General features: G+C 61.9%; 22 protein-coding genes. 8 read left to right on the forward strand and 14 right to left on the reverse strand.

Annotated elements, in window-relative coordinates; all coding sequences use genetic code 11:
* Positions 1–27 precede the first annotated feature (27 nt).
* On the forward strand, positions 28–537 hold the full coding sequence (locus KI242_RS23940) for a hypothetical protein (RefSeq protein WP_011062843.1): 510 nt from the start codon (positions 28–30) through the stop codon (positions 535–537).
* 60 nt (positions 538–597) lie between these two features.
* Here KI242_RS23940 and KI242_RS32025 read toward each other — a convergent pair whose 3' ends face one another.
* Together KI242_RS32025 and KI242_RS23950 are read right to left on the reverse strand one after the other, a co-directional pair.
* The gene (locus KI242_RS32025; RefSeq protein ID WP_015636723.1) at positions 598–1,917 is read right to left on the reverse strand and encodes a PAS domain-containing methyl-accepting chemotaxis protein; all 1,320 of its coding nucleotides are present in this window, start codon (positions 1,915–1,917) and stop codon (positions 598–600) included.
* A gap of 537 nt (positions 1,918–2,454) precedes the next feature.
* Positions 2,455–3,315 (reverse strand): LysR family transcriptional regulator, encoded by an 861-nt coding sequence (locus KI242_RS23950; protein ID WP_041774414.1) that lies wholly within the window; start codon positions 3,313–3,315, stop codon positions 2,455–2,457.
* 98 nt (positions 3,316–3,413) lie between these two features.
* Between KI242_RS23950 and gstA the strand changes: the two genes are divergently transcribed.
* Positions 3,414–4,016, forward strand: coding sequence for a glutathione transferase GstA (gstA, locus tag KI242_RS23955; protein ID WP_011062846.1), 603 nt, complete (start codon positions 3,414–3,416; stop codon positions 4,014–4,016).
* A gap of 265 nt (positions 4,017–4,281) precedes the next feature.
* On the forward strand, positions 4,282–4,707 hold the full coding sequence (locus tag KI242_RS23960) for a GNAT family N-acetyltransferase (RefSeq protein WP_053159856.1): 426 nt from the start codon (positions 4,282–4,284) through the stop codon (positions 4,705–4,707).
* A gap of 18 nt (positions 4,708–4,725) precedes the next feature.
* Here the strand turns inward: KI242_RS23960 and def are convergent, their stop codons facing one another.
* The 3 genes from def to KI242_RS23975 all read right to left on the reverse strand — a co-directional run bounded on the left by def (position 4,726) and on the right by KI242_RS23975 (position 6,590).
* The gene (def, locus tag KI242_RS23965; protein WP_011062848.1) at positions 4,726–5,265 is read right to left on the reverse strand and encodes a peptide deformylase; all 540 of its coding nucleotides are present in this window, start codon (positions 5,263–5,265) and stop codon (positions 4,726–4,728) included.
* Entirely contained in the window at positions 5,262–6,212 is a 951-nt protein-coding gene (locus KI242_RS23970; RefSeq protein WP_011062849.1) for a YihY/virulence factor BrkB family protein, read from the reverse strand. The genes def and KI242_RS23970 overlap by 4 nt, the downstream gene beginning before the upstream one ends.
* 186 nt (positions 6,213–6,398) lie before the next feature.
* Positions 6,399–6,590, reverse strand: coding sequence for a CsbD family protein (locus KI242_RS23975; protein WP_011062850.1), 192 nt, complete (start codon positions 6,588–6,590; stop codon positions 6,399–6,401).
* Between the two features lie 210 nt (positions 6,591–6,800).
* Between KI242_RS23975 and KI242_RS23980 the strand changes: the two genes are divergently transcribed.
* A complete protein-coding gene (locus KI242_RS23980; protein ID WP_015636730.1) occupies positions 6,801–7,178 on the forward strand; it encodes a hypothetical protein in 378 nt (125 codons plus the stop codon).
* Between the two features lie 61 nt (positions 7,179–7,239).
* On the opposite strand, the gene fadD1 is transcribed toward KI242_RS23980, so the two are convergent.
* Both fadD1 and fadD2 read right to left on the reverse strand, forming a co-directional pair.
* Positions 7,240–8,931: a long-chain-fatty-acid--CoA ligase FadD1 gene (fadD1, locus tag KI242_RS23985; RefSeq protein ID WP_011062852.1), complete on the reverse strand. Its 1,692-nt coding sequence runs from the start codon at positions 8,929–8,931 to the stop codon at positions 7,240–7,242.
* A gap of 340 nt (positions 8,932–9,271) precedes the next feature.
* Complete coding sequence (gene fadD2 / locus KI242_RS23990) at positions 9,272–10,960, reverse strand: long-chain-fatty-acid--CoA ligase FadD2 (RefSeq protein ID WP_011062853.1); 1,689 nt, start codon at positions 10,958–10,960, stop codon at positions 9,272–9,274.
* A 214-nt stretch (positions 10,961–11,174) separates the two neighbouring features.
* Here fadD2 and KI242_RS23995 point away from each other — a divergent pair, with 214 nt between their 5' ends.
* Positions 11,175–12,119 carry an alpha/beta hydrolase gene (locus tag KI242_RS23995; protein WP_123431341.1) on the forward strand — a complete coding sequence of 315 codons (945 nt, stop codon included), beginning with the start codon at positions 11,175–11,177 and terminating at the stop codon, positions 12,117–12,119.
* A 49-nt stretch (positions 12,120–12,168) separates the two neighbouring features.
* Positions 12,169–12,639, forward strand: coding sequence for a MaoC family dehydratase (locus tag KI242_RS24000; protein ID WP_019094572.1), 471 nt, complete (start codon positions 12,169–12,171; stop codon positions 12,637–12,639).
* A 67-nt stretch (positions 12,640–12,706) separates the two neighbouring features.
* On the opposite strand, the gene KI242_RS24005 is transcribed toward KI242_RS24000, so the two are convergent.
* From KI242_RS24005 to KI242_RS24020, 4 genes are all read right to left on the reverse strand, one after another.
* Positions 12,707–13,573, reverse strand: a complete 867-nt coding sequence (locus KI242_RS24005; RefSeq protein WP_011062856.1) for an HlyD family secretion protein — start codon at positions 13,571–13,573, stop codon at positions 12,707–12,709.
* A gap of 10 nt (positions 13,574–13,583) precedes the next feature.
* Positions 13,584–13,790, reverse strand: a complete 207-nt coding sequence (locus tag KI242_RS24010) for a DUF1656 domain-containing protein (protein WP_011062857.1) — start codon at positions 13,788–13,790, stop codon at positions 13,584–13,586.
* Positions 13,777–15,765, reverse strand: coding sequence for an FUSC family protein (locus tag KI242_RS24015; protein WP_212805612.1), 1,989 nt, complete (start codon positions 15,763–15,765; stop codon positions 13,777–13,779). The genes KI242_RS24010 and KI242_RS24015 overlap by 14 nt, the downstream gene beginning before the upstream one ends.
* Before the next feature lie 157 nt (positions 15,766–15,922).
* Complete coding sequence (locus KI242_RS24020; RefSeq protein WP_011062859.1) at positions 15,923–16,390, reverse strand: PA2169 family four-helix-bundle protein; 468 nt, start codon at positions 16,388–16,390, stop codon at positions 15,923–15,925.
* 232 nt (positions 16,391–16,622) lie between these two features.
* Between KI242_RS24020 and KI242_RS24025 the strand changes: the two genes are divergently transcribed.
* Positions 16,623–16,859 (forward strand): DUF3820 family protein, encoded by a 237-nt coding sequence (locus KI242_RS24025; RefSeq protein WP_015636734.1) that lies wholly within the window; start codon positions 16,623–16,625, stop codon positions 16,857–16,859.
* A 13-nt stretch (positions 16,860–16,872) separates the two neighbouring features.
* Complete coding sequence (locus tag KI242_RS24030; protein WP_015636735.1) at positions 16,873–18,063, forward strand: aminotransferase class V-fold PLP-dependent enzyme; 1,191 nt, start codon at positions 16,873–16,875, stop codon at positions 18,061–18,063.
* Between the two features lie 113 nt (positions 18,064–18,176).
* Here the strand turns inward: KI242_RS24030 and KI242_RS24035 are convergent, their stop codons facing one another.
* The 3 genes from KI242_RS24035 to zwf are packed head-to-tail and all read right to left on the reverse strand — an operon-like array spanning position 18,177 to position 21,029.
* The gene (locus tag KI242_RS24035; protein WP_015636736.1) at positions 18,177–18,842 is read right to left on the reverse strand and encodes a bifunctional 4-hydroxy-2-oxoglutarate aldolase/2-dehydro-3-deoxy-phosphogluconate aldolase; all 666 of its coding nucleotides are present in this window, start codon (positions 18,840–18,842) and stop codon (positions 18,177–18,179) included.
* 17 nt (positions 18,843–18,859) lie between these two features.
* Entirely contained in the window at positions 18,860–19,573 is a 714-nt protein-coding gene (gene pgl, locus KI242_RS24040) for a 6-phosphogluconolactonase (protein WP_019094569.1), read from the reverse strand.
* Positions 19,560–21,029: a glucose-6-phosphate dehydrogenase gene (gene zwf, locus KI242_RS24045; RefSeq protein WP_015636738.1), complete on the reverse strand. Its 1,470-nt coding sequence runs from the start codon at positions 21,027–21,029 to the stop codon at positions 19,560–19,562. Before zwf ends, pgl begins: the two co-directional genes overlap by 14 nt.
* Positions 21,030–21,241 lie beyond the last annotated feature (212 nt).

The following is a 21,241-nucleotide window of genomic DNA, read 5'->3' on the forward strand; positions in this document are numbered from 1 at the left end:
CTAGTTCTCTTACACAGGTTCCCGATCATGTTGGTCAACGCCCAGAAATCCGTTTCGGTGCAGCCCACCTCGCGCACCGATATGGACCCGACTACCGCAGCCGCCAGCGCGCTGTACAGCGGCATGCTGCAACAGGCCCAGAACTCCGTGACCTATCCGGCGTCCCAGTCCTCCAGCCAGCAGGCCAACAGCGTGGACGACAACGTCAACGCCGCCTTCGCCAAGACCCGTGTGCTGCTCCAGGCCACGCCACCGACCGCCAGTGCCGCGCAGGCTACCAGCGCGACGGAAACCGGCGCGCTGAGCGAGTTCAAGGACTACATGAGCAAGACCCCGGAACAGCGCCTGCGCGACAGCATCCTCAAGGACATGGGGCTGACCGAGGAAGACCTGAAGAACCTGCCGCCAGAGCGCCAACTGGCGATCAACCAGGAAATTGCCCAGCGCCTGCAGGACAAGATGCAACTGGCCAAGGAAGAGAAAGACGCCAAGGACAGCGCCAAACCGGTGGACGAGAAGTTCCTCGCCGCGCTGTAACCCCGCTGAACGCAAAAGGGTTCCCGATGGGAACCCTTTTTTGTGCCCGGCGAAAACCGGCTACTGCAACTGCAGGGTCGAGTTGAACTGGCTGATGGCATCCACCACGTGCCGCGAGCCTTGCTGGATCTCCAGGATCACCTCCCCCGCCTCATTCGCCAGTTCGACCCCGAGCCCGGTGCGGCTCAGGCTCGACTGCATGCTGGTCACCGCGCTCGTCGACAGGTCGTGGTTCTTGCGCACCACCTCGACGATTTCCACCGTCGCCTGGCTGGTGCGCGCCGCCAGGCTGCGCACCTCGTCCGCGACCACGGCGAAACCGCGCCCATGCTCACCGGCACGGGCGGCCTCGATGGCCGCGTTGAGGGCCAGCAGGTTGGTCTGGTCGGCGATCCCGCGGATGGTCTGGACGATGCTGCCGATGATGTCCGACTGCTTGCTCACCGCATCGATGCTGTGGGCCGCTTCATTGAGGTCATGGGAAATCTGCTGAATGATTTCCACGGTCTGCTGCACCACCTCCGAGCCCTTCTGCGCACAGGCGTCGTTCTGCACCGAGGTGCTGTGGGCGGACTCGGCGGCGGAGCGCAAGGTGGTCATCTGATCGGTGATGTCGCTGGCGATCTTCACCACCTTGTACAGGCGGCCCTTGGTATCGAACAGCGGGTTGTAGGAGGCTTCGAGAAACACCGTCTGCCCATACTTGTTTTCCCGCTCGAAACGATGGGAGTGAAACTCGCCACGGTTCAACGAAGCCCAGAATTGCTTGTACTCCGGGGATTCAGCCTCGGAACGGTGGCAGAACATGCTGTGATGCTGGCCAACGATTTCATTCAGGGTGTACTGCATGGTCTTCAGGAAGTTGTCGTTGGCGGTGATGATCCTGCCGTCCGGGCTGAACTCGATGATGGCCATGGAACGGCCGATAGCGTTCAGCAGGCTCTGGTTCTCATGTTCGACATGGATGCGTTCGGAGATGTCCGACGCCACCTTGATCACACTGCGCACCTGACGATCGGCATCGAACACCGGCATGTAGCTGGCTTCGAGCCAGATCTCCCGGCCACGCTTGTCCAGGCGCAGAAAAGTCCCGCTGACCGGTTCGCCACGCCCCAGGTCGCGCCACAGCTTGCTGTACTCCTCGCTGCGATAGAACTCTTCCTCACAGAAAATCCGGTGATGCTTGCCACGTATGTCTTCTGCGGAGTAGCCCATGACCTGACAGAAGTTTTCATTGGCATCCAGCACGATGCCATCGGGCGAGAACTCGATCATCGCCATGGAACGACTGATCGCCGCCAACTTGGCGTTGGCCTCGCTCAGCGCACAGTTGAATCGTTCGATTTCCAGCAGGTCAGCCTTGTGATGTAGGTTAAACATGGTTGTATCACCTTCAACGCTGTCTTTTGATTGACGGAAGTTTCTAGTCTTTCAACTGATCCACCACAACGATCTATAAAACAGGGCAAGCGCCTCCCTCCATATGAGAGAGGAAGTGTCAGGTGATAAATGATGTTTAATCGGAGAGTCCATGTTGCAACGCTCTTATCAAGCCATCCTTTACTTGATGCCCCATTTCCGGGCCTGACCTAACAAAGTTAAGAAACTCCATCTAAATCGACACTCCTGATACTGCGGTGCCTCTAACTGCGCACTCTCGCCTTTATTCATGGATTCAATACTGCGCCCTGGATGAAGGTCGCACGCATACCGGTTACATCGGCGCAGGCCGCTCGGGACGGATACTCATAGGCCAACAGATACGAATTTTCACAATTGAGCATAGACAGCCGCAGTCTCTATGCAAGGCCACTAGTCAGTCTGTTTTCACAACTTTCGAGGTATTGAAGTGCATTCGCGACAAGTAACAAACAAGACATAAACAGAGCCTGTGGCAAAGCCCGGGAAGCTCCCGCACTAAAACTCTTCGAGGGTCGACAGAAACGCCTGGACCAGAACACTCGACTCCCGCCCCGGCGCCGCTACCAGGGCGAACTCCCGCTCCACTCCTGTGCTCAGTTCCAGCACCCGCAACCCTTCGCGTTGCACCGGTAACGTACTCTGCGGCACCAGAGTCACTCCCAGCCGCTCGCGCACCAGGCTGAAGGCACTGTTCCATTCCCGCACCTCCACCCGGACGTCGGCCAGGGGGATCCCGGCCTCGGCGGCCAGGCTGCGGGCATTCACCGAACAGCCCCCGGTGGCCAGGACAAAGGGCTGCGCCAGCAAGGTTTCAAGGTCGATGGTCGAGGCCTGCCAGGGGTGATCTTCAGGTAGCACCGCGACCCACGAATCACGCCCCAGCAACCAAGAGCGGCGCTCGGGGGCCGGGTTGAGCACGACCCCAAGGTCCACCAGTTGCGCCTCTAGCAGCGTTTCGACCTCATCATCACTGACCTCCAGCTGCACCACCTCGATGCCCGGATACAGCTGCTTGAAACGCCGCAGCAACGGCGGCAGGAAAGTCGCCAGGACCATGGGAAAGCCCGCCAGTCGCACACTGCCTTGAGGAATGCCCCGCGCCGCGTCCACCTGCCGGCGGACCTCGGCCAGGGCCTCGAGCATCACCCGCGCCTGGGCCAGCACCTGCAAACCGATCGCCGTGGGCAGCGCCTGGCGGCTCTCGCGGACAAACAGCTGCACCCCGAGCATGTCCTCCATCTGGGCCAGGGCCTGGCTGGCCCCGGACTGGGTCATGCCCACCTGCTCGGCGGCCCGGGTGATGGTGGCGCACTCGGCAATCGCCACCAGCAGGCGCCAGTGCATCAGGTTCATCATGGCAGTAGCTGTCCTTATGGCAGTGTTCTGAAAGATTAATTTTACCCATGTTGCCGCCTTGCACGACACTGGCTCGCACGTTCACCAGAGACCTGCCGATGAAACTCTACTACGCCCCACAAGCCTGCTCCCTGGCCTCCCATATCGTGCTGCGCGAGCTGCAATTGCCGTTCGAGGCCATCCGCGTCGACAACCGCAGCAAGCGCACCGCCGACGGCCGGGACTTCCTCGCCATCAACCCCAAGGGCTACGTAGCCGCGCTGCAACTGGACGATGGCCAGGTCCTCACTGAAGGCCCGGCCATCCTGCAATACCTCGCCGACCTCAAGCCCGAGTCCGGCCTGGCCGCGGCCAATGGCAGCTGGGAGCGGGTGCGCCTGCAGGAAACCCTGAACTTCATCACCAGCGAAGTGCACGGGATCATGGGCTGGCTGTTCAATCCGGGGTTCGATGATGGGGTGAAAGAGGTGTTCAAGCAGAAGTTGTTCAAGCGCCTGGCCTTGCTCGAGCAGACGCTGGAACACCAGGACTACCTGCAAGGCGCGCAGTTCGGGATCGCCGATGCCTACCTGTTCACCGTCCTGCGCTGGACGGCATTGTTCGCCATCGACCTGGCGAACTGGCCGGCGCTGTCGCGGTTCCAGGCTCGGGTCGAACAGCGACCGGCGGTACGCGATGCCCTGGCGCTGGAACTGGCCTGAGGGGAGAGAGCACGAAGCCCGCGGGGCGGGCTTCGTCAAAGTGATCAGTGGCCGAAGATATTCACTTCGGTCTTCTTGGCCTTTTTCTCGGCGCGTTTCTCGTCTGCGCTCTTTGCCGGCTTTTTCTTGGCATTTTTCTTGGCGTTCATACCTTTGGACATGACGTTCACTCCACTGATGCGGGAAAGGCTTCAGGTATAGCACCTATAGTCGGCCAGGGTTCTTTTATAATCCGCCGGCCCCTGTTGCCAAATCCGGAAACCTCATGCCCGACCTCCAGATCAACCTGCTTGCCGAGGTTGAACGGCCCTTGCTGAACAAGTTCTATCGCCAGCACCGGTCATCCATGCGCGCCGCTTCCGAGGGCCAGCTCTGGGTTGCCAGAAGCAGTGAAATCATTGCTGGCATGAGCCTGAGCCCGGCAGCTGAAGGCTATTGGCTGACGGGCCTGTTCGTCGCCCCGACCAGTCGCGGCCAGGGGCTGGCCAGCCAGCTGGTGGGGCAGGCCGTGCAAAGCGTCGAAGGCCCGGTCTGGCTGTTCTGCCATCCGGACCTGCAGCCCCTGTACCGGTCGATGGGCTTCTGCAGCACGACCTGCCTGCCACACGCCTTGAACGAACGGCTGGCCCGCTACCAGCGCAGCAAACCGTTGCTGGCCATGGCCATCGACCGGCCTGGGTCGAGGCCCTGACACCGGGCGGGCCGGGGCTTATTCGTCGGCGTTGGGGTCGAGGTCGGGAAACAGCACTTCGGTGAAGCCGAACTTGCTGAAATCGCTGATCCGCGAGGGGTACAGCCGGCCGATCAGGTGATCGCACTCATGCTGCACCACCCGGGCGTGGAAACCCGAGGCCACGCGCACAATGGGCTCGCCCCTGGGGTCGAAGCCTTCGTAGCGGATGTGCTGGTAGCGCTGCACCGCGCCGCGCAGGCCGGGAACCGAGAGACAACCTTCCCAGCCCTCTTCCAGCACCGGGCTCAAGGGCGTGATCAGCGGATTGATGAGGATGGTTTGCGGCACCGCTTCGGCTTCCGGATAACGTTCGCTGTGCTCGAAGCCGAAGATCACCAGTTGCAGGTCGACACCGATCTGCGGCGCCGCCAGGCCGACGCCACCCACGCTTTCCATGGTCTGGAACATATCGTCGATCAGTTCCCAGAGCTCGGGGCTGTCGAACATTTCCGGCGGTACCGGCGGGGCGATGCGCAGCAGGCGCTCATCGCCCATCTTGAGGATTTCACGGATCATGATCTGGCTTCGTCAGTGGTCGGCTTGAGCGAGTGGTCCCGGCCCAGTCCCGAAACGTGTTGTTTTTCGTCGTGCTGGTCAAAGTCCTTTTCGCCAGGGTCCTTGCCTTCGGCCGACATGTGTTCGATCACCGCGTTCATCTCCGCTCCCAGCAACAGCACCGCGGCGGAGATATAGAAGTACAGCAACAGCACGATGATCGCACCGATACTGCCATACATGGCGTTGTAGTTAGCGAACGTCTTCACGTAGTAGGCAAAACCCAGGGAAGCGACGATCCATACCACCACCGCCAGCACCGAGCCCGGGGTGATGAAACGGAATTTCTGCTGCACATCGGGCATCACGTAGTACATCAGGGCCACGGCCACCATCATCAGCAGCACGATCACCGGCCAGCGCAGGATGGTCCACAGGGTGACGATGAAGTCCTCCAGGCCCACCTGCCCCGCCAGCCAGGCCATCACCTGCGGCCCCAGCACCATCAGCGCCGCGGCGGCCAGAAGCATGCCGGCAATGCCCACGGTGTAGAACACCGACAGCGGGAAGCGCTTCCAGATCGGCCGCCCCTCGACCACGTCGTAGGCGGCGTTCATCGCGCTCATCATCAGGCGTACACCCGCCGAAGCGGTCCACAGGGCGATGACGATACCGATGGACAGCAGGCCACCCTTGGACTGTTGCAATTGATCGATGACCGGGTTGACCTGCTCCAGGGCCTCGTGGGGCAGCACCAGCTCCGACTGCAGGCGCAGCCAGGTGAAGAAGTCCGGCAGATGGAGGAAACCGATCAGGGCGATCAGGAACAGAATGAAGGGGAACAGCGAGAACAGCATCTGGTAGGCCAGTGCCGAGGCGTAGGTGGACATCTCGTCCGCGATGAACTCATTCACCGTGCGGATCAGTACCCGGTGCAGGGGCAAACCTTTGAGGTCCGGAAAAATCATAGCGTCTCCTTTCGCCGCAAAAAGGTTGAAGTCGATAGCGACTCAGGGGGCGTTTTCTACAACAAATTAGCCTAGTTGGCGAACCGCAACCATTTCCAGTGGCCGATTCCACTCTCTCACCCACACCTCACATGAAAACGGCCATCCGTGGATGGCCGCTGCAGTGGGTCATCGAACAGGCCGTTTTCAGGCCTTGTCGATGGTCTTTTTCACTGCATCCTTGGCTTTGCCCACCGCTTGCTGGGCTTCGCCTTTCTTCTCCTGCAGCTTGCCTTCAGCCTGCAGCTTGGTGTTGTCGGTGGCTTTGCCGACACCTTGCTTGACGTTACCGATGGCTTCGTTAGCCAGACCTTTTGCCTTATCCGCTGTGCTGCCCATGGTATTTCTCCGTAGAACATTCATTGATCGAACAAAGGGGATTGCGTCGTTACCCAAGGTTGACCCGCGGCTTTCGCGCAGAGTTTCAATTATTTTTGCCGGGCATTTCATCGCGCCGCCCAGGTAGCGCTTTATGTTTGCCGGGCAACCCGGGAGAATGCTCCCCCTGTTCAGGCCAAGCACTGAAGATCCAATCCCCGTAGGAACGTTATGAAACTCGATAAAAAGCAGGCTATCGCCCGCAGGAACCAGGAACTGGGCGGTGCGGTGCTGGGCGTCAACAACTGCCACTTCGCGGAGCTGAACCGCAACCGCAATATCTGGTGGTTCGATATCCTGGTCACCCGCCTGGCCATCGGTCAGTACGAATGGGTGCACCTGCTGCTGCACACCCCGGACACCGATCAACTGCTGCACCTGAAAGTGCCTACGGTGTTCCTGCGGGAAAAACTCGAAGGCCTGGTGATCCGCAACGAAGGCAAGCGCAAGGCCGCCCTGAGCCTGGAGTTGAGCGCCGACAAGGACTCCTTCCTCAAGGACGTGCGCCCGGCCGGCACCGGCGTGAGCTTCGCCCAGTTCCAGCAGTAAGGCGGGCGCCGCCCAATAAAAAAGCCCCGCACTGGCGGGGCTTTTTTGTGGGCGCTGCGGCTTACTTCTTCACGCCGAGCTTCTTCAGCTCTTCGTCACGCAGCTCGCGGCGCAGGATCTTGCCGACGTTGGTGGTTGGCAACGCATCGCGGAACTCAACAGCCTTGGGCACCTTGTAGCCGGTGACATTGGCACGCATGTGCGCCATCACCTGCTCCTTGGTCAGGGTCACGCCCGGCTTGACCACGATGAAGATCTTGATGGTCTCACCGGATTTCTCGTCCGGCACGCCGATCGCCGCGCACTGCAGCACGCCCGGCAGCGAGGCCAGTACGTCTTCCAGCTCATTGGGATAGACGTTGAAACCGGAGACCAGAATCATGTCCTTCTTGCGGTCGACGATGCGGATGTAGCCATTGGGCTGGATCAGCGCGATATCACCGGTCTTCAGCCAGCCTTCGCTGTTGAGGACTTCATCGGTGGCATCCTGGCGCTGCCAGTAGCCCTTCATCACCTGCGGGCCCTTCACGCACAGTTCGCCGACTTCGCCCAGGGGCAGCTCTTCCCCGGCGTCGTCCACCACCCGGCACAGGGTCGAAGGCACCGGAATGCCGATGGTGCCGATCTGGATGTTCTGGATCGGGTTGACCGTGGCCACCGGGCTGGTCTCGGTCATGCCGTAGCCTTCGCAGATCGGGCAGTTGGTCACTTCCTTCCAACGCTCGGCCGCCGCCAGTTGCAGGGCCATGCCACCGGACAAGGTGACTTTCAGCGCCGAGAAATCCAGCTTGCGGAACGCTTCACTGTTGCACAGGGCGACAAACAGGGTGTTGAGGCCGACAAAGCCGCTGAACTTCCACTTCGACAGCTCCTTGACCATCGCCGGCAAGTCCCGCGGGTTGCTGATCAGGATGTTGTGGTTGCCCATGAGCATGATGGCCATGCAATGGAAGGTGAACGCATAGATGTGGTACAGCGGCAGCGGGGTGATGAGGATCTCGCAGCCTTCATTGAGGTTGGAGCCCATCAGCGCCTTGCACTGCAGCATGTTGGCCACCAGGTTGCGGTGGGTCAGCATGGCGCCCTTGGCGACCCCGGTGGTGCCACCGGTGTATTGCAGCACTGCCACGTCGCTGCTGGCAGGGTTGGCTTCCTGCACTGGCTGGCCATGGCCCTTGCGCAGAACGTCATTGAACTTGACGGCCTGGGGCAGGTGATAGGCCGGCACCATCTTCTTCACGTACTTGACCACGCTGTTGATCAGCAGGCGCTTGAGCGGCGGCAGCAGGTCCGCCACTTCGGTGACGATCACGTGCCTGACCCCGGTCTTGGGTACCACGGCCTCTGCCAGGTGGGCCATGTTGGCCAGGCAGACCAGGGCCTTGGCGCCGGAGTCGTTGAATTGGTGTTCCATTTCCCGCGCGGTGTACAACGGGTTGGTATTGACCACGATCAGGCCGGCGCGGATCGCACCGAATACCGCGATCGGGTATTGCAGCAGGTTGGGCAGTTGCAAGGCGATTCGATCGCCGGGCTGCAAATCGGTATGCTGCTGCAGGTACGCGGCAAAGGCCCCGGACAGTTCGTACAGTTCACCGTAGGTGATTGTCTTGCCGAGGTTGCTAAAGGCCGGTTTGTTAGCGAAACGTTGGCAGGACTGCTTCAACACCGCCTGAATATTCGGATACTCGTCTGGATTGATATCGGCAGCAATCCCAGCTGGGTACTTATCCTTCCAAAAGTCTTCGATCATGGAAGCCCACTCCTCAGCAACGCGAATTCATCACCGCATTTGATGCGATTATTATTTGTCTGTGTTTTTTATTGGTGTCTATTGTTGGTGAGTCTGGCTTTTACTTAGGCCGAGAAGTCACAAAGCGCGCCGAGAGTAGCAGCTTTGGAAAAGGCCGACTAGAGCCAAAGAAGGCCTGAATAGTCACAAAAATGACTCAAGACACTTAAATGGTCACTTTTAGAGTAAAAATTCTACCCGCCTGAATTCCGCTCTGGCCCGGGGCTTTGCGCCCCTCGGAATGCAGAGCGGGCAAGCTGGTTGCGCCAACCGGCTTGCCCGCCAGGTAAAAGCCCTGGGCTCAAGCGATATCGCGCAACTCGCGGCGCAGGATCTTGCCCACCGGGGTCATCGGCAAAGAGTCACGCAGCACAATGTGCTTGGGCACCTTGTAGCCGGTGAAATTCTCTTTGCAGTAGGCCTTGAGCTCTTCAAGGCTGACCCCCGCCTCACGCGGCACCACAAACAGCTTCACCGCCTCGCCGGAACGCTCGTCCGGTATGCCGATGACTGCACAGTTGGCGACTTTCGGGTGAGCCATGACCACATCCTCGATCTCGTTCGGGTACACGTTGAAACCCGAGACGATGATCATGTCCTTCTTGCGATCGACGATGCGCACGAAACCGTCCGGATCGATCACCGCGATATCACCGGACTTGAACCAGCCCTCGGCATCCAGCACTTCGGCGGTGGCCTCGGGTTTGTTCCAGTAGCCCTTCATGATCTGCGGGCCCTTGATGCACAGCTCGCCCCGCTCGCCCAACGGCAGCTCGACGCCCTGGTCATCGATGATCTTCAAGGTGGTGCCCGGTACCGGCAGGCCGACGGTGCCCAGCCGCGAACGCTCGCCATAGGGGTTGGTACAGGCCACCGGCGAGGTTTCGGTCAGCCCGTAGCCTTCGGTGATCCGGCAGCCGGTCAGCTTCTGCCAGCGCTCGGCGGTAGCCTTGACCAGGGCCGTGCCGCCAGAGTTGGTGAGCTTCAGATTGGAAAAATCCAGGTTCTTGAAATCCGGGTGATCCATCAGTGCCACAAACAGCGTGTTGAGCCCCAGTAGCGCAGAAAAACGCCACTTCTTCAGTTCCTTGATGAAGCCGCCGATGTCCCGCGGGTTGGTAATCAGCACGTTGTGGTTGCCGGTCACCATCATGCACATGCAGTTCGCGGTGAAGGCATAGATGTGGTACAGCGGCAGCGGCGCGATCATCACCTCCTGGCCTTCGCGCCACTGGGTGTGGCCGTCGGGCCCATGCTGGCCGAGGCAGGCCCGCGCCTGCTGCATGTTGGCCACCAGGTTGCCGTGGGTCAGCATCGCGCCCTTGGCCAGGCCGGTGGTGCCCCCGGTGTACTGCAGCACCGCAACATCGTCGTGGCCCACCTGCAGCGGCTTGATGCTCTGGCCACGCCCCAGGCGCAGGGCACTCTTGAAGGAAATGGCCTGGGGCAGGTGGTAGGCCGGCACCATCTTCTTGACCTTGTCCACCACGGTATTGATCAGCCAGCCCTTGGCGCTGGGCATCATGTCACCCATCCGGGCCTCGATCAGGAACTGGATATCGGTATCCCCCAGCACCTCCTGGACCTTCTGGCCGAAGATGTTCAGGTAGACCAGGGCCCGGGCCCCGCAATCCTTGAACTGGTGGCGCATCTCCCGCGCGGTGTACAGCGGGTTGGTATTGACCACCACCAGCCCTGCGCGCAAGGCTCCGAATACCGCGATCGGGTACTGCAAAACGTTGGGCATCTGCACCGCAATACGGTCTCCCGGAACCAGATCGGTATGGCTTTGCAGATAACCGGCGAAGGCCGCGCTGTAGCGTTCCAGCTCGGCGTAGGTGAGGGTCACGCCCATGTTGCTGAAGGCCGGGCGATCAGCGAATTTCTTGCAGGAACGCTCAAACACCTCGATCACCGACTTGAAGGCCCCCAGGTCGATCTCGTTGGGGACGCCAGCGGGGCGCTTATCATTCCAGAAATCAGGTTGCATTATTCTTGTCCTCTCTTGTACCTGAGCTGTCCGGGCCGCCACTGCAACGCTCTCAGGGGCGGGGCTCCTCGGACGTTAGCAGCTATGGCGATTCAGGCAAATATGCGCAAGTGTGTCATTAATTTTGTGAATCTTGCTTCCAACGGGCGCGCGAATCAGACGCCCAGGCACCGATGCGCTATAAAGTGCAGCGTCTTCGAGCAAAGGAATCGCCATGACCCATGACACGTTCTGGTTGACCACGAGCGACCACCACCGCCTCTTCGTCAACCAGTGGCTGCCCGAACCGCCACTCAAGGCGGTGGTCCTGCTGTCCCACGGCATGGCCGAGCACAGCGGGCGCTACGCGCGCCTGGCCCAGGTCTTGTGCGCCGAAGGCTATGCCGTCTACGCCCCCGACCAGCGAGGCCACGGCAAGACGGCGGAACAGGGGGTACTGGGCCACTACGCAGACCAGAACGGCTGGAGCAAGGTGGTCGGCGACCTGGCCAGCCTCAACCAGCACATCGGCCAGCAGCACCCCGGCACGCCCATCGTCCTGCTGGGCCACAGCATGGGCAGCTACATCGCCCAGGCCTATCTGCAACATCACAGCGCCAGCCTGCACGGGGCGATTCTCAGCGGCTCGAATTTCCAGCCGGTGGCGCTGTACCGCGCCGCCAGCCTGATCGCCCGCATCGAACGCTGGCGCCAGGGCGGCCAGGGGCGCAGCGCACTGATCGAATGGCTGTCCTTCGGTTCGTTCAACAAGGCGTTCAAACCCAATCGCACCGCCTTCGACTGGCTCAGCCGCGACCCGGCGGAAGTCGACAAGTACGTGGCCGATCCATTGTGCGGCTTTCGCTGCACCAACCAGTTGTGGATCGATCTGCTGGGTGGGCTGCAGCAAATCAGCAAGATTGCCAACCTCAAGCAGATCGATCCGGGCCTGCCGCTGCTGGTAATGGGTGGTGAATGTGATCCGGTGAGCGCTGGCAAGCGTCTCAAGGATCTGGCCAACGCGTTGCGCGAGGCCGGCAGCCAGTGCCTGCAACTCAATATCTACCCCCAGGCACGTCATGAGCTGTTCAACGAAAGCAACCGTGACCAAGTGACCCACGACGTGCTGGCCTGGCTCGACCAGGCCCTGCAGCACCGCCGGCCACCACGGTCGGAATAGCCGGTGCGCAGCCAGTGCGCTTATTTATCTGTCAGAGGATTTCAGCAACATGACCCAGGTAACCAACACGCCTTACGAAGCCCTGGAAGTCGGCCAGACCGCCCAGTACAGCAAGACCGTCGAGGAGCGTGACATCCAGCTGTTCGCCGCCATGTCCGGCGACCACAACCCGGTGCACCTGGACCCCGAGTTCGCCGCCGCCACCACGTTCAAGGAGCGCATCGCCCACGGCATGTTCAGCGGCGCGCTGATCAGTGCCGCCGTGGCCTGCGAGCTGCCTGGCCCGGGCACCATCTACATCGGCCAGCAGATGACCTTCCAGAAGCCGGTGAAGATTGGCGACACCCTGACCGTACGCCTGGAGATCCTCGAAAAACTGCCCAAGTTCCGCGTGCGCATCGCCACTCGCGTATTCAACCAGCACGATGAACTGGTTGTGGACGGCGAAGCCGAAATCGCCGCTCCGCGCAGAAAGCAGACCGTGACCCTGACCACCCTGCCAGCCATCACCATCGGCTGAGTCTCGCTCCCCAGGAGCCGGCTTGCCGGCGAAGGCTATGCCGGCGCTTTCGCCGGCAAGCCGGCTCCTACTGTTTGCCGCCCTCCTCCACCTGCACACTGGCTGTCATGCCGGCGCTCAGGTTGATGCCTTCGGGCACCTTGTCGAGCTTGATCCGCACCGGAATCCGTTGGGCCAGGCGTACCCAGTTGAAGGTCGGCTCCACTTCCGCCAGCAGTTGCCCGTCAGGCGTGGCATTACGGTCGGTGATCCCCCGGCTGATGCTTTCCACATGGCCTTGCAGGGCATCACCGGCGCTCATCAGCCAGACCTTCACCGGGTCGCCGACCTGGATCCGCGGCAGCTTGGTTTCCTCGAAATAGGCCTGGACATAGAAGGTCGAGTCATCGATCAGCGCCATCACCGGCTGCCCGGCATTGACGTAGTTGCCCTCGGCCAGGCGCAAGTTGGTGATATGCCCGTCACGGGGCGCATGCACCTGGCTACGGGCCAGGTTCAATTCGGCGACCTTGGCCTCGGCCTGGGCCTGGCGCAGCTCGCCACGGGCGATGCCGGCGTTGATCTGGGCGTTCTCGCGCAGCTCGGCGCTGATGGCCTGGGGGCCAAGAGCAGCGCGGCGGCTGGCTTCATGTTCGCGCAGGCTCAACTGCTGCTGGCGGGTCTGCACCACCGCCTGGGCTTTTTCCAGGGCGGCCTCGAAACGGTCGCGGTCGATACTCAGCAACAGCTCGCCGGCCTTGACTGGCTGGTTGTCCGCCACCTTGAGCTCGCGCACCCAGCCGGACACATCCGGGGCGACTATCACCACGTCGGCGCGGATCCGCGCATCGCGGGTCCAGGGCGTAAGCATGTAGTACTGCCACAGGTGATAACCGGCAAAGATCGCCACCGCCACCAGGCAGAGGGTAAACACGACACGTACGGGTGTACGCATGATCAACTCCTTATAAGGGCCCCAGGACCAGCGTAATGACCGTCAAGACACAGACGTACAGGGCACAATCGAACAGTGCTTCGTGCCAGATCCAGCGGCCCAGCCCGGTTACCCGCACCAGCATCCGCAGGGCACCGGTCAGCACCAGCGCCAGCACCACATAAATCAGGAACGGGCTGAGCAGCACCCCGCCCAGCGACCACTCACGCAGCCCCATGACTTTCCTCCTGCTGCCGGCACCAACTGCGCCAGCTGCTTTGCAATTGCACGACGGCGCCCTGCGCCAGTTTCAACGCATCACTGGGCGGCTGCTGCCCCAGCGCCTCCAGCAGGGCCACGCTGGGCTGCTCCAGGGCATCCTGACGACTGCCCGCCGGGCCTTGTTCCAGGGTGCGCTGCAGGTGCTCGAAATAAGCTCGCTGCGCGGCGCTGACCGGTACCTGGGCCACCGCCAGGCTCAGGCGCAGGTGCATCAGTTCGTCGCCGATATCCAGGCCCAGCAGGCCATCATCCCAGCGGCTGCGGGCCGGCTCCGGCAGTTCCGGATAATGCCGCGCCAGTTGCAACAGGCGGTCGGCCATGCGCCCGCCAAACCAGCTTTCCGCACCCCGCAGGTTGCGCCGGGTCAGGCGCACCAGGTCGTGCAGGGTCGCAGCCAGCAGGCGCCGGCCGTGCCACGCCGGGTTGCGCAGGATCAGCAGATGGAAGGCCAGCACCGCGGCGCCCACCCCCAGCACCATGGCCTGGGCGTTATTGAAGAAACTGGCAACATCGAAACTCATGCGGTTCATCGGCGAGATCAGCACGATGAAGTGCAGGCAGAACGAAGTGGCCGTGGCGCCGATCTGCGGCTTGGCCATGCCCAGGGCACCGAAGAACAGCGGCACGCCCATCGCCATCGCCAGCATCGGGAAACCGCTCCACTGGGGCAGCAGGATCTGTCCCACCACGAAGGCTGCCGGAACCGCCAGAAAGATCCCGCGCATGAAGCTCATGCCGATCTGCGCCCCGTTCTCGCGGCTGGCGAACAGGCTGCAGACCACACAGGTCAGGAGCATCGCCCCGGAGGCCGCGGGCCACGCGGTGGCCAGCCAGAAGCTGGCCACCGTCAGAAAAGCCAGGGCGCTGCGGGCGCCGAATACCAGGGCCAGCGACAAGTCGCGGTGAGGTGTCAGCGTCGCCGGCTGCACCATTGCCCCGCGCCCCTCCTGCACCGCTTCAAGGGCCTGGGTGGCAGCCAGGGCGGTGTCCAGCAACAAGCTGAAACGCGCCAGGCAGTAACTCTGGGCCGGGCTGATCGCGCCATCGCGGGAGGCCTCCAGCACCCGTGGCGACAAGGCTTGCAGGCTGGCCCCATCAGCGCTGTCCAGGGCAGCCAGGACCTGATCCATCCACGGCTGCAACCGCGCGGCTTCGACGCTATCCAACTGCTTCCACTGGCGCCGCACCGAACGGGAGATGCGCAGCAGCATCAACAGTTTCTGGCTCAGGCCACCGATCGCCCGGGCCCGCTGGCGGCCCAGCGGGCCTTCGAACCAGGCATGTTCGCGCTGGGCATCGACGGCGACGATGCGTCCGAGGATCTCCAGCAGGCCCTTGCGGGCCTGGGCATCCCCGGCCAGGGTGGCACGGGCCGCCTGCATCCCGCTGTGCCAGGCGCTGCGGGCCTGATCGGCCAACTGTCGCTCGACGCGCAGCGGCCAGAGCAGCGCGCTGCTGGCGGTGGCGCAGATGATGCCCAGGGAAATCTCCGTACAGCGGGCCACCGCCTGGTCGAAGATCCCCAGGGGATGGCTGATGGCCGGCAAGGCAATGATGGCCACGGTGTAGCCGGCCAGCACGAAGGAGTAGGACCAGGCACTGCGCAACAGGGTCGAACTGGCCGTGCACAACCCCAGCCACAGCGCCAGGGCCAGGAGGAACAGCCAGGGGGTCTGGGCGAACAGCCCCATGAACAGCACCGACATAAGGGTGCCCACCAGGGTCCCCAACAGCCGCGCCAGACCTTTTTGCAGGACCATGCCGGACAGCGGCTGAGCCACGATGAATGCGGTCATCAGGGCCCAGGCCGGTTGCTCCAGCCCCCAGCGCAATGCCAGCCACAGCGCTACCCCACCACCGAGCAGGGTCTTGATCGCGAACTGCAATGCAGGAAGGTTGGGAGCAAGCAGGGCTTGCAGGGTAATGGGCACGGCTGGCAACTCTTGGCAGGACAAACACAACGATAGTCGCGATAGGCATCAGCGAAGCTGGGCTAATTATTAGCTAGCTAACTAAATACCGTCCAGCATTAAATCACCGGCATAAAAAAACGCCAGACTGGCTGGCGTTTTTGACAGGTTTTGACCCTTACGAACGGGCGCGTGCCTGATTGCGCAGGGCCTTGACCTGGTCGTGATTGCGTTGCACGCCGTGGTACTGGCGCTCTACCACATCACGAATGCCCACCAGGTTGTGCTTGTTGATCTTCTCCAGGGCCTCCTTGTAGGCCTTCAGTGCATGGTCTTCCCCACGCTCGGCTTCGTTGAGCACCGCCTCCTCGTCCTTGCCGGTCACCAGGGACTTGAGGTCGACCCAGCGACGGTGCAGGTCACCGCTGACACTGGTGGAGGTTTCCGGATCCCCGCCCATGGAGCGCACTACCGACTGCAGTTCTGCCGCGGCCGTGGCGCAATCGGTGGAGCGCTTGATGAACAGCGCCTTGAGCTCGGGGTGCTTGATGTCTTCGGCACAGGTCTTGAACCCTTCCTGACCGTCCTTGCTGGTCTCGATCAGGCTGTTGAGTACCGAAATAGCTTCTTTATTCAAGTCAGTCATTTTCTGGTTCCTTATGGGTTGCGAGAATTGGGTTAACTCGAGAGTTGAGTTAGTTGAGTTAACTGTTGCACCCGCCATGCCAGACTTGGATTATATTTTTATTCCTTATTATTCAATGACTTAGAAAATATACAAAAATCTGTATCCGAGTTATTTGCATGATCTGTCATTTGGCCTCCATGCAGAATGCCTGTATTTTCCAAGGCTCTTGAATGACACGACAGCCCCCGCCATGACCCCTGAAACTCTTGAACTGCTGGTCACCCGGGAAATGCCCTTCGGCAAATACAAGGGCCGAATCCTGGCCGACCTGCCCGGCCCCTACCTGAACTGGTTCGCCCGGGAAGGTTTTCCCAAGGGCGAACTCGGCGGCCTGCTGGCCCTGATGCAGGAAATCGACCACAACGGCCTTAGCGACCTGCTCGATCCCCTGCGGGCCAAACACGGCAAACCCAAACCCCGTCACTGAAAAAGAGCCCTCCATGCCAAGGACTGCAGCCACACTTGCCCACGACGAAGATCATTGGCAGGGCATCGCTCGCCAGTTCGACATCGAGCCGGGGCCGATCAACCTGGAAAACGGCTACTTCGGGCGCATGACCCGCAGCGTGGCCCAGGAGTACCAGCACAACATCCAGTGGGTGAACCGCAGCAACTCGCTGCTGGTGCGCCAGCGCTTCGAGCAGATCGACGCGCTGGACATCCGCCGCCAACTGGCGGCGCTGCTGCAGGCGCCGGAAAACGCCGTGGCCCTGACCCGCTGTGCCTCCGACGCCCTGCAATCGCTGATCCGCAACTACAACCGCCTGCAACCGGGCGACCAGGTGCTGCTCAGCGACCTGGAGTACGACACGGTCAAGAGCGCCATGCGCTGGCTGGCCCGCCAGCGCGGCGTCGAAGTGATAGAGATCGTCCACCGGCATCCTGCCAGTTTTGACAGCCTTGTAAGCACCTACAAAGACGCTTTCGAGCGCTACCCACGGCTCAAGCTGATGCCCCTGACCTATGTCACCCATCGCAGCGGGCTGGTGATGCCGGTCCGGGCGATTGCCGCCGCCGCTCGGGAACACGGGGTCGACATCATCCTCGACGGCGCCCACGCCCTGGGCCAGATCGACTTCGACCTTTGCGACCTGGGCATCGCCTTCGCCGGTTTCAACCTGCACAAGTGGATCGGCGCACCGCTGAGCCTGGGCTTTGTGTATATCCACCCCGAACGCCTGGAAGACATCGACCCGGACATGGACGAGTTCCATTTTCCCCGTGACGACGTGCGCGCCCGTACGCCCTACAGCACGCCAAACATTCCGGCGCTGATGACCCTGCCCCGGGTGTTCGAGGAACACCGGGCGATGGGTGGTGCGGCGGCCAAGGGCGCGCGCCTGAACTACCTGCGCCATAGCTGGAGCGAAGCGGTGCGCGAAATGGACGGGCTGGAAGTCATGACCCCGCAGGACCCGCGCCTGTGCTGCGCCATCAGCGCTGTGCGCTTCACCCGCCACCAGGACCAGCAAGCCCTGGCGGATCGCCTGCTACGGGACTACAACCTGTTCACCGTGGCCCGCAATGGCGCAGGGTTCGGCACCTGCATCCGCATCACTCCGGGGCTGACCACTCCCCTTGCGCATATGCAGCAGTTGATCGAAGCCCTCACCGACCTGGCCGGCCGGTAAGCCCTGCCCGCCTGTCGCGCGCCGGGCAGCGCTATTCTCCAGGCAAAAAAAACGGTGCGCCGACCAAGCGCACCGTAAAGCCGTAGAACACACCAACGAATCGGGTAGAACCTTCAGTCCAGCAGGGCCAGGGCCTCGGCCGTGCACTCCTGGATCCGTGCCCAGTCGCCGTTCTTGATCCACTCGGGATCGAGCATCCAGCTACCGCCGACACACATCACATTCTTGAGCGCCATGTAGCTCTTGATATTGGCCGGGCCGACGCCGCCGGTAGGGCAGAACTTGACCTCGCCGAACGGCCCACCCAGGGCCTTGATCGCCGCCACGCCACCACTGACTTCCGCCGGGAACAGCTTGAAGCGGCGGTAGCCCAGGGCATAACCCTCCATGATCCCGGAGGCATTGCTGATCCCCGGCAGCAGGGGAATCGGGCTGGCCACGCTGGCTTGCAGCAGGTCGCGGGTGATGCCCGGGGTGACAATGAACTGCGAACCTGCCGCCTCCGCCGCCACCAACATCTGCGGGTCGAGCACAGTGCCGGCGCCGGTCACCAGCTCCGGGCGCTGTTCGCGCAGGATCTGGATCGCCTTGAGGCCGAACTGCGAACGCAGGGTCACTTCCAGGGCGGTCAAGCCGCCGGCCGCCAGGGCATCGGCCAGCGGCAGGACATCCTGCTCGCGGGCAATGGTGATCACCGGCAGGATCCGCGCCTTGGCGCAGAGGCTGTCGATCAGGGCAACTTTGTCCGCCATGGAAACGGTCGGGGCGAGGTTTGTCATAGCGGCTGATCCTTGGCTCATGGGCACCAGTAAATCTCTAACGGGGTTTGCAGGAAGGCGCGAATCGGCATTTCGGCGACAGCGTCACCAGCCAGTGCGGCGCTCAGGGTGGTCAGCTTGGACTGACCGGAAATCGACAACAGGCTGTTGCGGGCCGAAGCCAGCAATGCCCGGCTCATGCTCAGGCGCTGATGGGGCACGCTGGGCGCCAGCATCGGCCAGCAGCGACGAGTGCCATCGGCCTTGAGCGCTTCAGCCAGGTTCGGGCTGTTGGGGAACAGCGACGCGGTGTGGCCGTCATCCCCCATGCCCAGCACCAGCACATCGATGCCTGGCAGTTCGGCCAGCAGACTGTCCGCTTGCAGGGCAGCCTCTTCAAGATTGGCCGCCGCACTGTAGAGGCCGAGGAAGCGAGCCTTGGCCACTGGCCCCTGGAGCAGGTAGCGCTTGAGCAGGCCCGCATTGCTGTCGGCATGCTCCACAGGCACCCAGCGCTCGTCCGCCAGGGTGATCAGCACCTTGGACCAATCCAGCTCCTGCTTCACCAGGGCCTGGAAAAACGCCACCGGGCTACGGCCACCGGACACCACCAGGGTGGCGTTGCCGCGCGCGGCAATGGCCTCGCGCAGCAGCTCGGCGACCTTCAGCGCCTGGCCTTCAGCCAGCAGCGTGGGGCTGCGGAATTCGTGGGCGCGCACGCCCGCCGGCAGTTGCAAATCAGATATCGCCATACCAAGACCTCCCATCCCGCGTGATCAGTGCAATGGAGCTCATCGGCCCCCAGGACCCGGCCGCGTACGGCTTGGGCGCATCGCCGGATTTCTTCCACCCGGCAATCAACTGGTCACACCACTTCCACGCGGCTTCGATTTCATCTTTGCGCACAAACAGGTTCTGATTGCCGCGCATCACTTCCAGCAACAACCGCTCGTAGGCATCAGGGATTCGTGCACTGCGATAGGTATCGGAAAAATTCAGCTGCAACGGACCGCTGCGCAGTTGCATGCCCTTGTCCAGGCCCTGCTCCTTGGTCATCACCCGCAACGAGATACCTTCGTCCGGCTGCAGGCGGATGATCAGCTTGTTGCTGATCTGCAGGCGCTGCTCGGGGGCGAAGATGTAGTGCGAGGGTTCCTTGAAGTGGATGACGATCTGCGACAGCTTCTGTGGCATGCGCTTGCCGGTGCGCAGGTAGAACGGCACACCGGCCCAGCGCCAGTTGCGGATATCGGCGCGCAGGGCGACGAAGGTCTCGGTGTCGCTCTGGGTGTTGGAGTTTTCTTCCTCCAGGTAGCCCGGCACCGACTGGCCTTCGCTGTGGCCGGCGATGTACTGGCCGCGCACCACCTGGGTGGTCAGGCCTTCCGGGCTGATGGGCGCCAGGGCCTTGAGCACCTTGACCTTCTCGTCGCGGATGCTGTCGGCCGAAAGGTCGGCCGGCGGGTCCATGGCGATCAGGCAGAGCAGTTGCAGCAAGTGGTTCTGGATCATGTCCCGCAGCTGGCCGGCCTTGTCGAAATAGCCCCAGCGACCTTCGATGCCGACCTTCTCGGCCACGGTGATTTCCACATGGGAGATGTAGTTCTGGTTCCACTGGGTTTCGAACAGGCTGTTGGCGAAACGCAGGGCAATCAGGTTCTGCACCGTTTCCTTGCCCAGGTAGTGGTCGATCCGGTAGATGCGGGTTTCCGGGAAGAACTGCGCCACCGCGTCGTTGACCTTGCGTGATGAATCCAGGTCCGAGCCGATGGGTTTTTCCAGGACCACACGGGTGTGCTGGTTGAGCCCGACCCGGGAGAGGTTTTCGCAGATCGCGCCATACACCGCCGCCGGCGTGGCGAAGTAGGCAATCAGGCGCTGCTCGCTGCCGACACGTTCGGCCAGGGCGACGTAGTCCTCGGCCTTGAGGAAGTCCACATGCAGGTAGCTCAGGCGGGCGAGAAAACGCTGCAGGACCTGGCTATCGATATCCTTGTCGCCGACATACTTGTGCAGCTCGGTTTCGATATTCGCCAGGTGTTCCTGCTCGCTGCCAGGCTCGCGGGCCAGGGCCAGGATGCGCGTGTCGTCATGCAGCAAACCGGCGGCATCGAGTTGGTACAGGGCAGGAAACAGCTTACGCAGCGCCAGATCGCCCAGCGCGCCAAACAAGGCAAAGGTGCAGGGTTCAACCGTTATCGAAGGCATGATGTTTGTTCTTTTATCAAGTTAAGCTACAAATACCTTTTTTCAAGGCATCACTCAAGGAAAAATGTAGTAATAAACACAACATTTTTACAAAATACAGATTCCAGGTGGTGGTCGATCCGGGCCATCAGTAGGATAGGCCACCTCTCAACTTCGCATTGCAGGCGCGCCAGCGACCCGGTGCGCAGCGCAATCGCAGCAAGCTCAAAAGG

The sequence above is a fragment of the Pseudomonas sp. Eqa60 genome (assembly GCF_018326405.1).
In the GTDB taxonomy this organism is placed as follows: domain Bacteria; phylum Pseudomonadota; class Gammaproteobacteria; order Pseudomonadales; family Pseudomonadaceae; genus Aquipseudomonas; species Aquipseudomonas protegens.

Excerpts from the sequence above, each read along its gene's own strand:
- KI242_RS23940 (WP_011062843.1), top strand. The coding sequence starts at position 28 with ATGTTGGTCAACGCCCAGAAATCCGTTTCGGTGCAGCCCACCTCGCGC.
- KI242_RS32025 (WP_015636723.1), bottom strand. The coding sequence starts at position 1,917 with ATGTTTAACCTACATCACAAGGCTGACCTGCTGGAAATCGAACGATTC.
- KI242_RS23950 (WP_041774414.1), bottom strand. The coding sequence starts at position 3,315 with ATGATGAACCTGATGCACTGGCGCCTGCTGGTGGCGATTGCCGAGTGC.
- gstA (WP_011062846.1), top strand. The coding sequence starts at position 3,414 with ATGAAACTCTACTACGCCCCACAAGCCTGCTCCCTGGCCTCCCATATC.
- KI242_RS23960 (WP_053159856.1), top strand. The coding sequence starts at position 4,282 with ATGCCCGACCTCCAGATCAACCTGCTTGCCGAGGTTGAACGGCCCTTG.
- def (WP_011062848.1), bottom strand. The coding sequence starts at position 5,265 with ATGATCCGTGAAATCCTCAAGATGGGCGATGAGCGCCTGCTGCGCATC.
- KI242_RS23970 (WP_011062849.1), bottom strand. The coding sequence starts at position 6,212 with ATGATTTTTCCGGACCTCAAAGGTTTGCCCCTGCACCGGGTACTGATC.
- KI242_RS23975 (WP_011062850.1), bottom strand. The coding sequence starts at position 6,590 with ATGGGCAGCACAGCGGATAAGGCAAAAGGTCTGGCTAACGAAGCCATC.
- KI242_RS23980 (WP_015636730.1), top strand. The coding sequence starts at position 6,801 with ATGAAACTCGATAAAAAGCAGGCTATCGCCCGCAGGAACCAGGAACTG.
- fadD1 (WP_011062852.1), bottom strand. The coding sequence starts at position 8,931 with ATGATCGAAGACTTTTGGAAGGATAAGTACCCAGCTGGGATTGCTGCC.
- fadD2 (WP_011062853.1), bottom strand. The coding sequence starts at position 10,960 with ATGCAACCTGATTTCTGGAATGATAAGCGCCCCGCTGGCGTCCCCAAC.
- KI242_RS23995 (WP_123431341.1), top strand. The coding sequence starts at position 11,175 with ATGACCCATGACACGTTCTGGTTGACCACGAGCGACCACCACCGCCTC.
- KI242_RS24000 (WP_019094572.1), top strand. The coding sequence starts at position 12,169 with ATGACCCAGGTAACCAACACGCCTTACGAAGCCCTGGAAGTCGGCCAG.
- KI242_RS24005 (WP_011062856.1), bottom strand. The coding sequence starts at position 13,573 with ATGCGTACACCCGTACGTGTCGTGTTTACCCTCTGCCTGGTGGCGGTG.
- KI242_RS24010 (WP_011062857.1), bottom strand. The coding sequence starts at position 13,790 with ATGGGGCTGCGTGAGTGGTCGCTGGGCGGGGTGCTGCTCAGCCCGTTC.
- KI242_RS24020 (WP_011062859.1), bottom strand. The coding sequence starts at position 16,390 with ATGACTGACTTGAATAAAGAAGCTATTTCGGTACTCAACAGCCTGATC.
- KI242_RS24025 (WP_015636734.1), top strand. The coding sequence starts at position 16,623 with ATGACCCCTGAAACTCTTGAACTGCTGGTCACCCGGGAAATGCCCTTC.
- KI242_RS24030 (WP_015636735.1), top strand. The coding sequence starts at position 16,873 with ATGCCAAGGACTGCAGCCACACTTGCCCACGACGAAGATCATTGGCAG.
- KI242_RS24035 (WP_015636736.1), bottom strand. The coding sequence starts at position 18,842 with ATGACAAACCTCGCCCCGACCGTTTCCATGGCGGACAAAGTTGCCCTG.
- pgl (WP_019094569.1), bottom strand. The coding sequence starts at position 19,573 with ATGGCGATATCTGATTTGCAACTGCCGGCGGGCGTGCGCGCCCACGAA.
- zwf (WP_015636738.1), bottom strand. The coding sequence starts at position 21,029 with ATGCCTTCGATAACGGTTGAACCCTGCACCTTTGCCTTGTTTGGCGCG.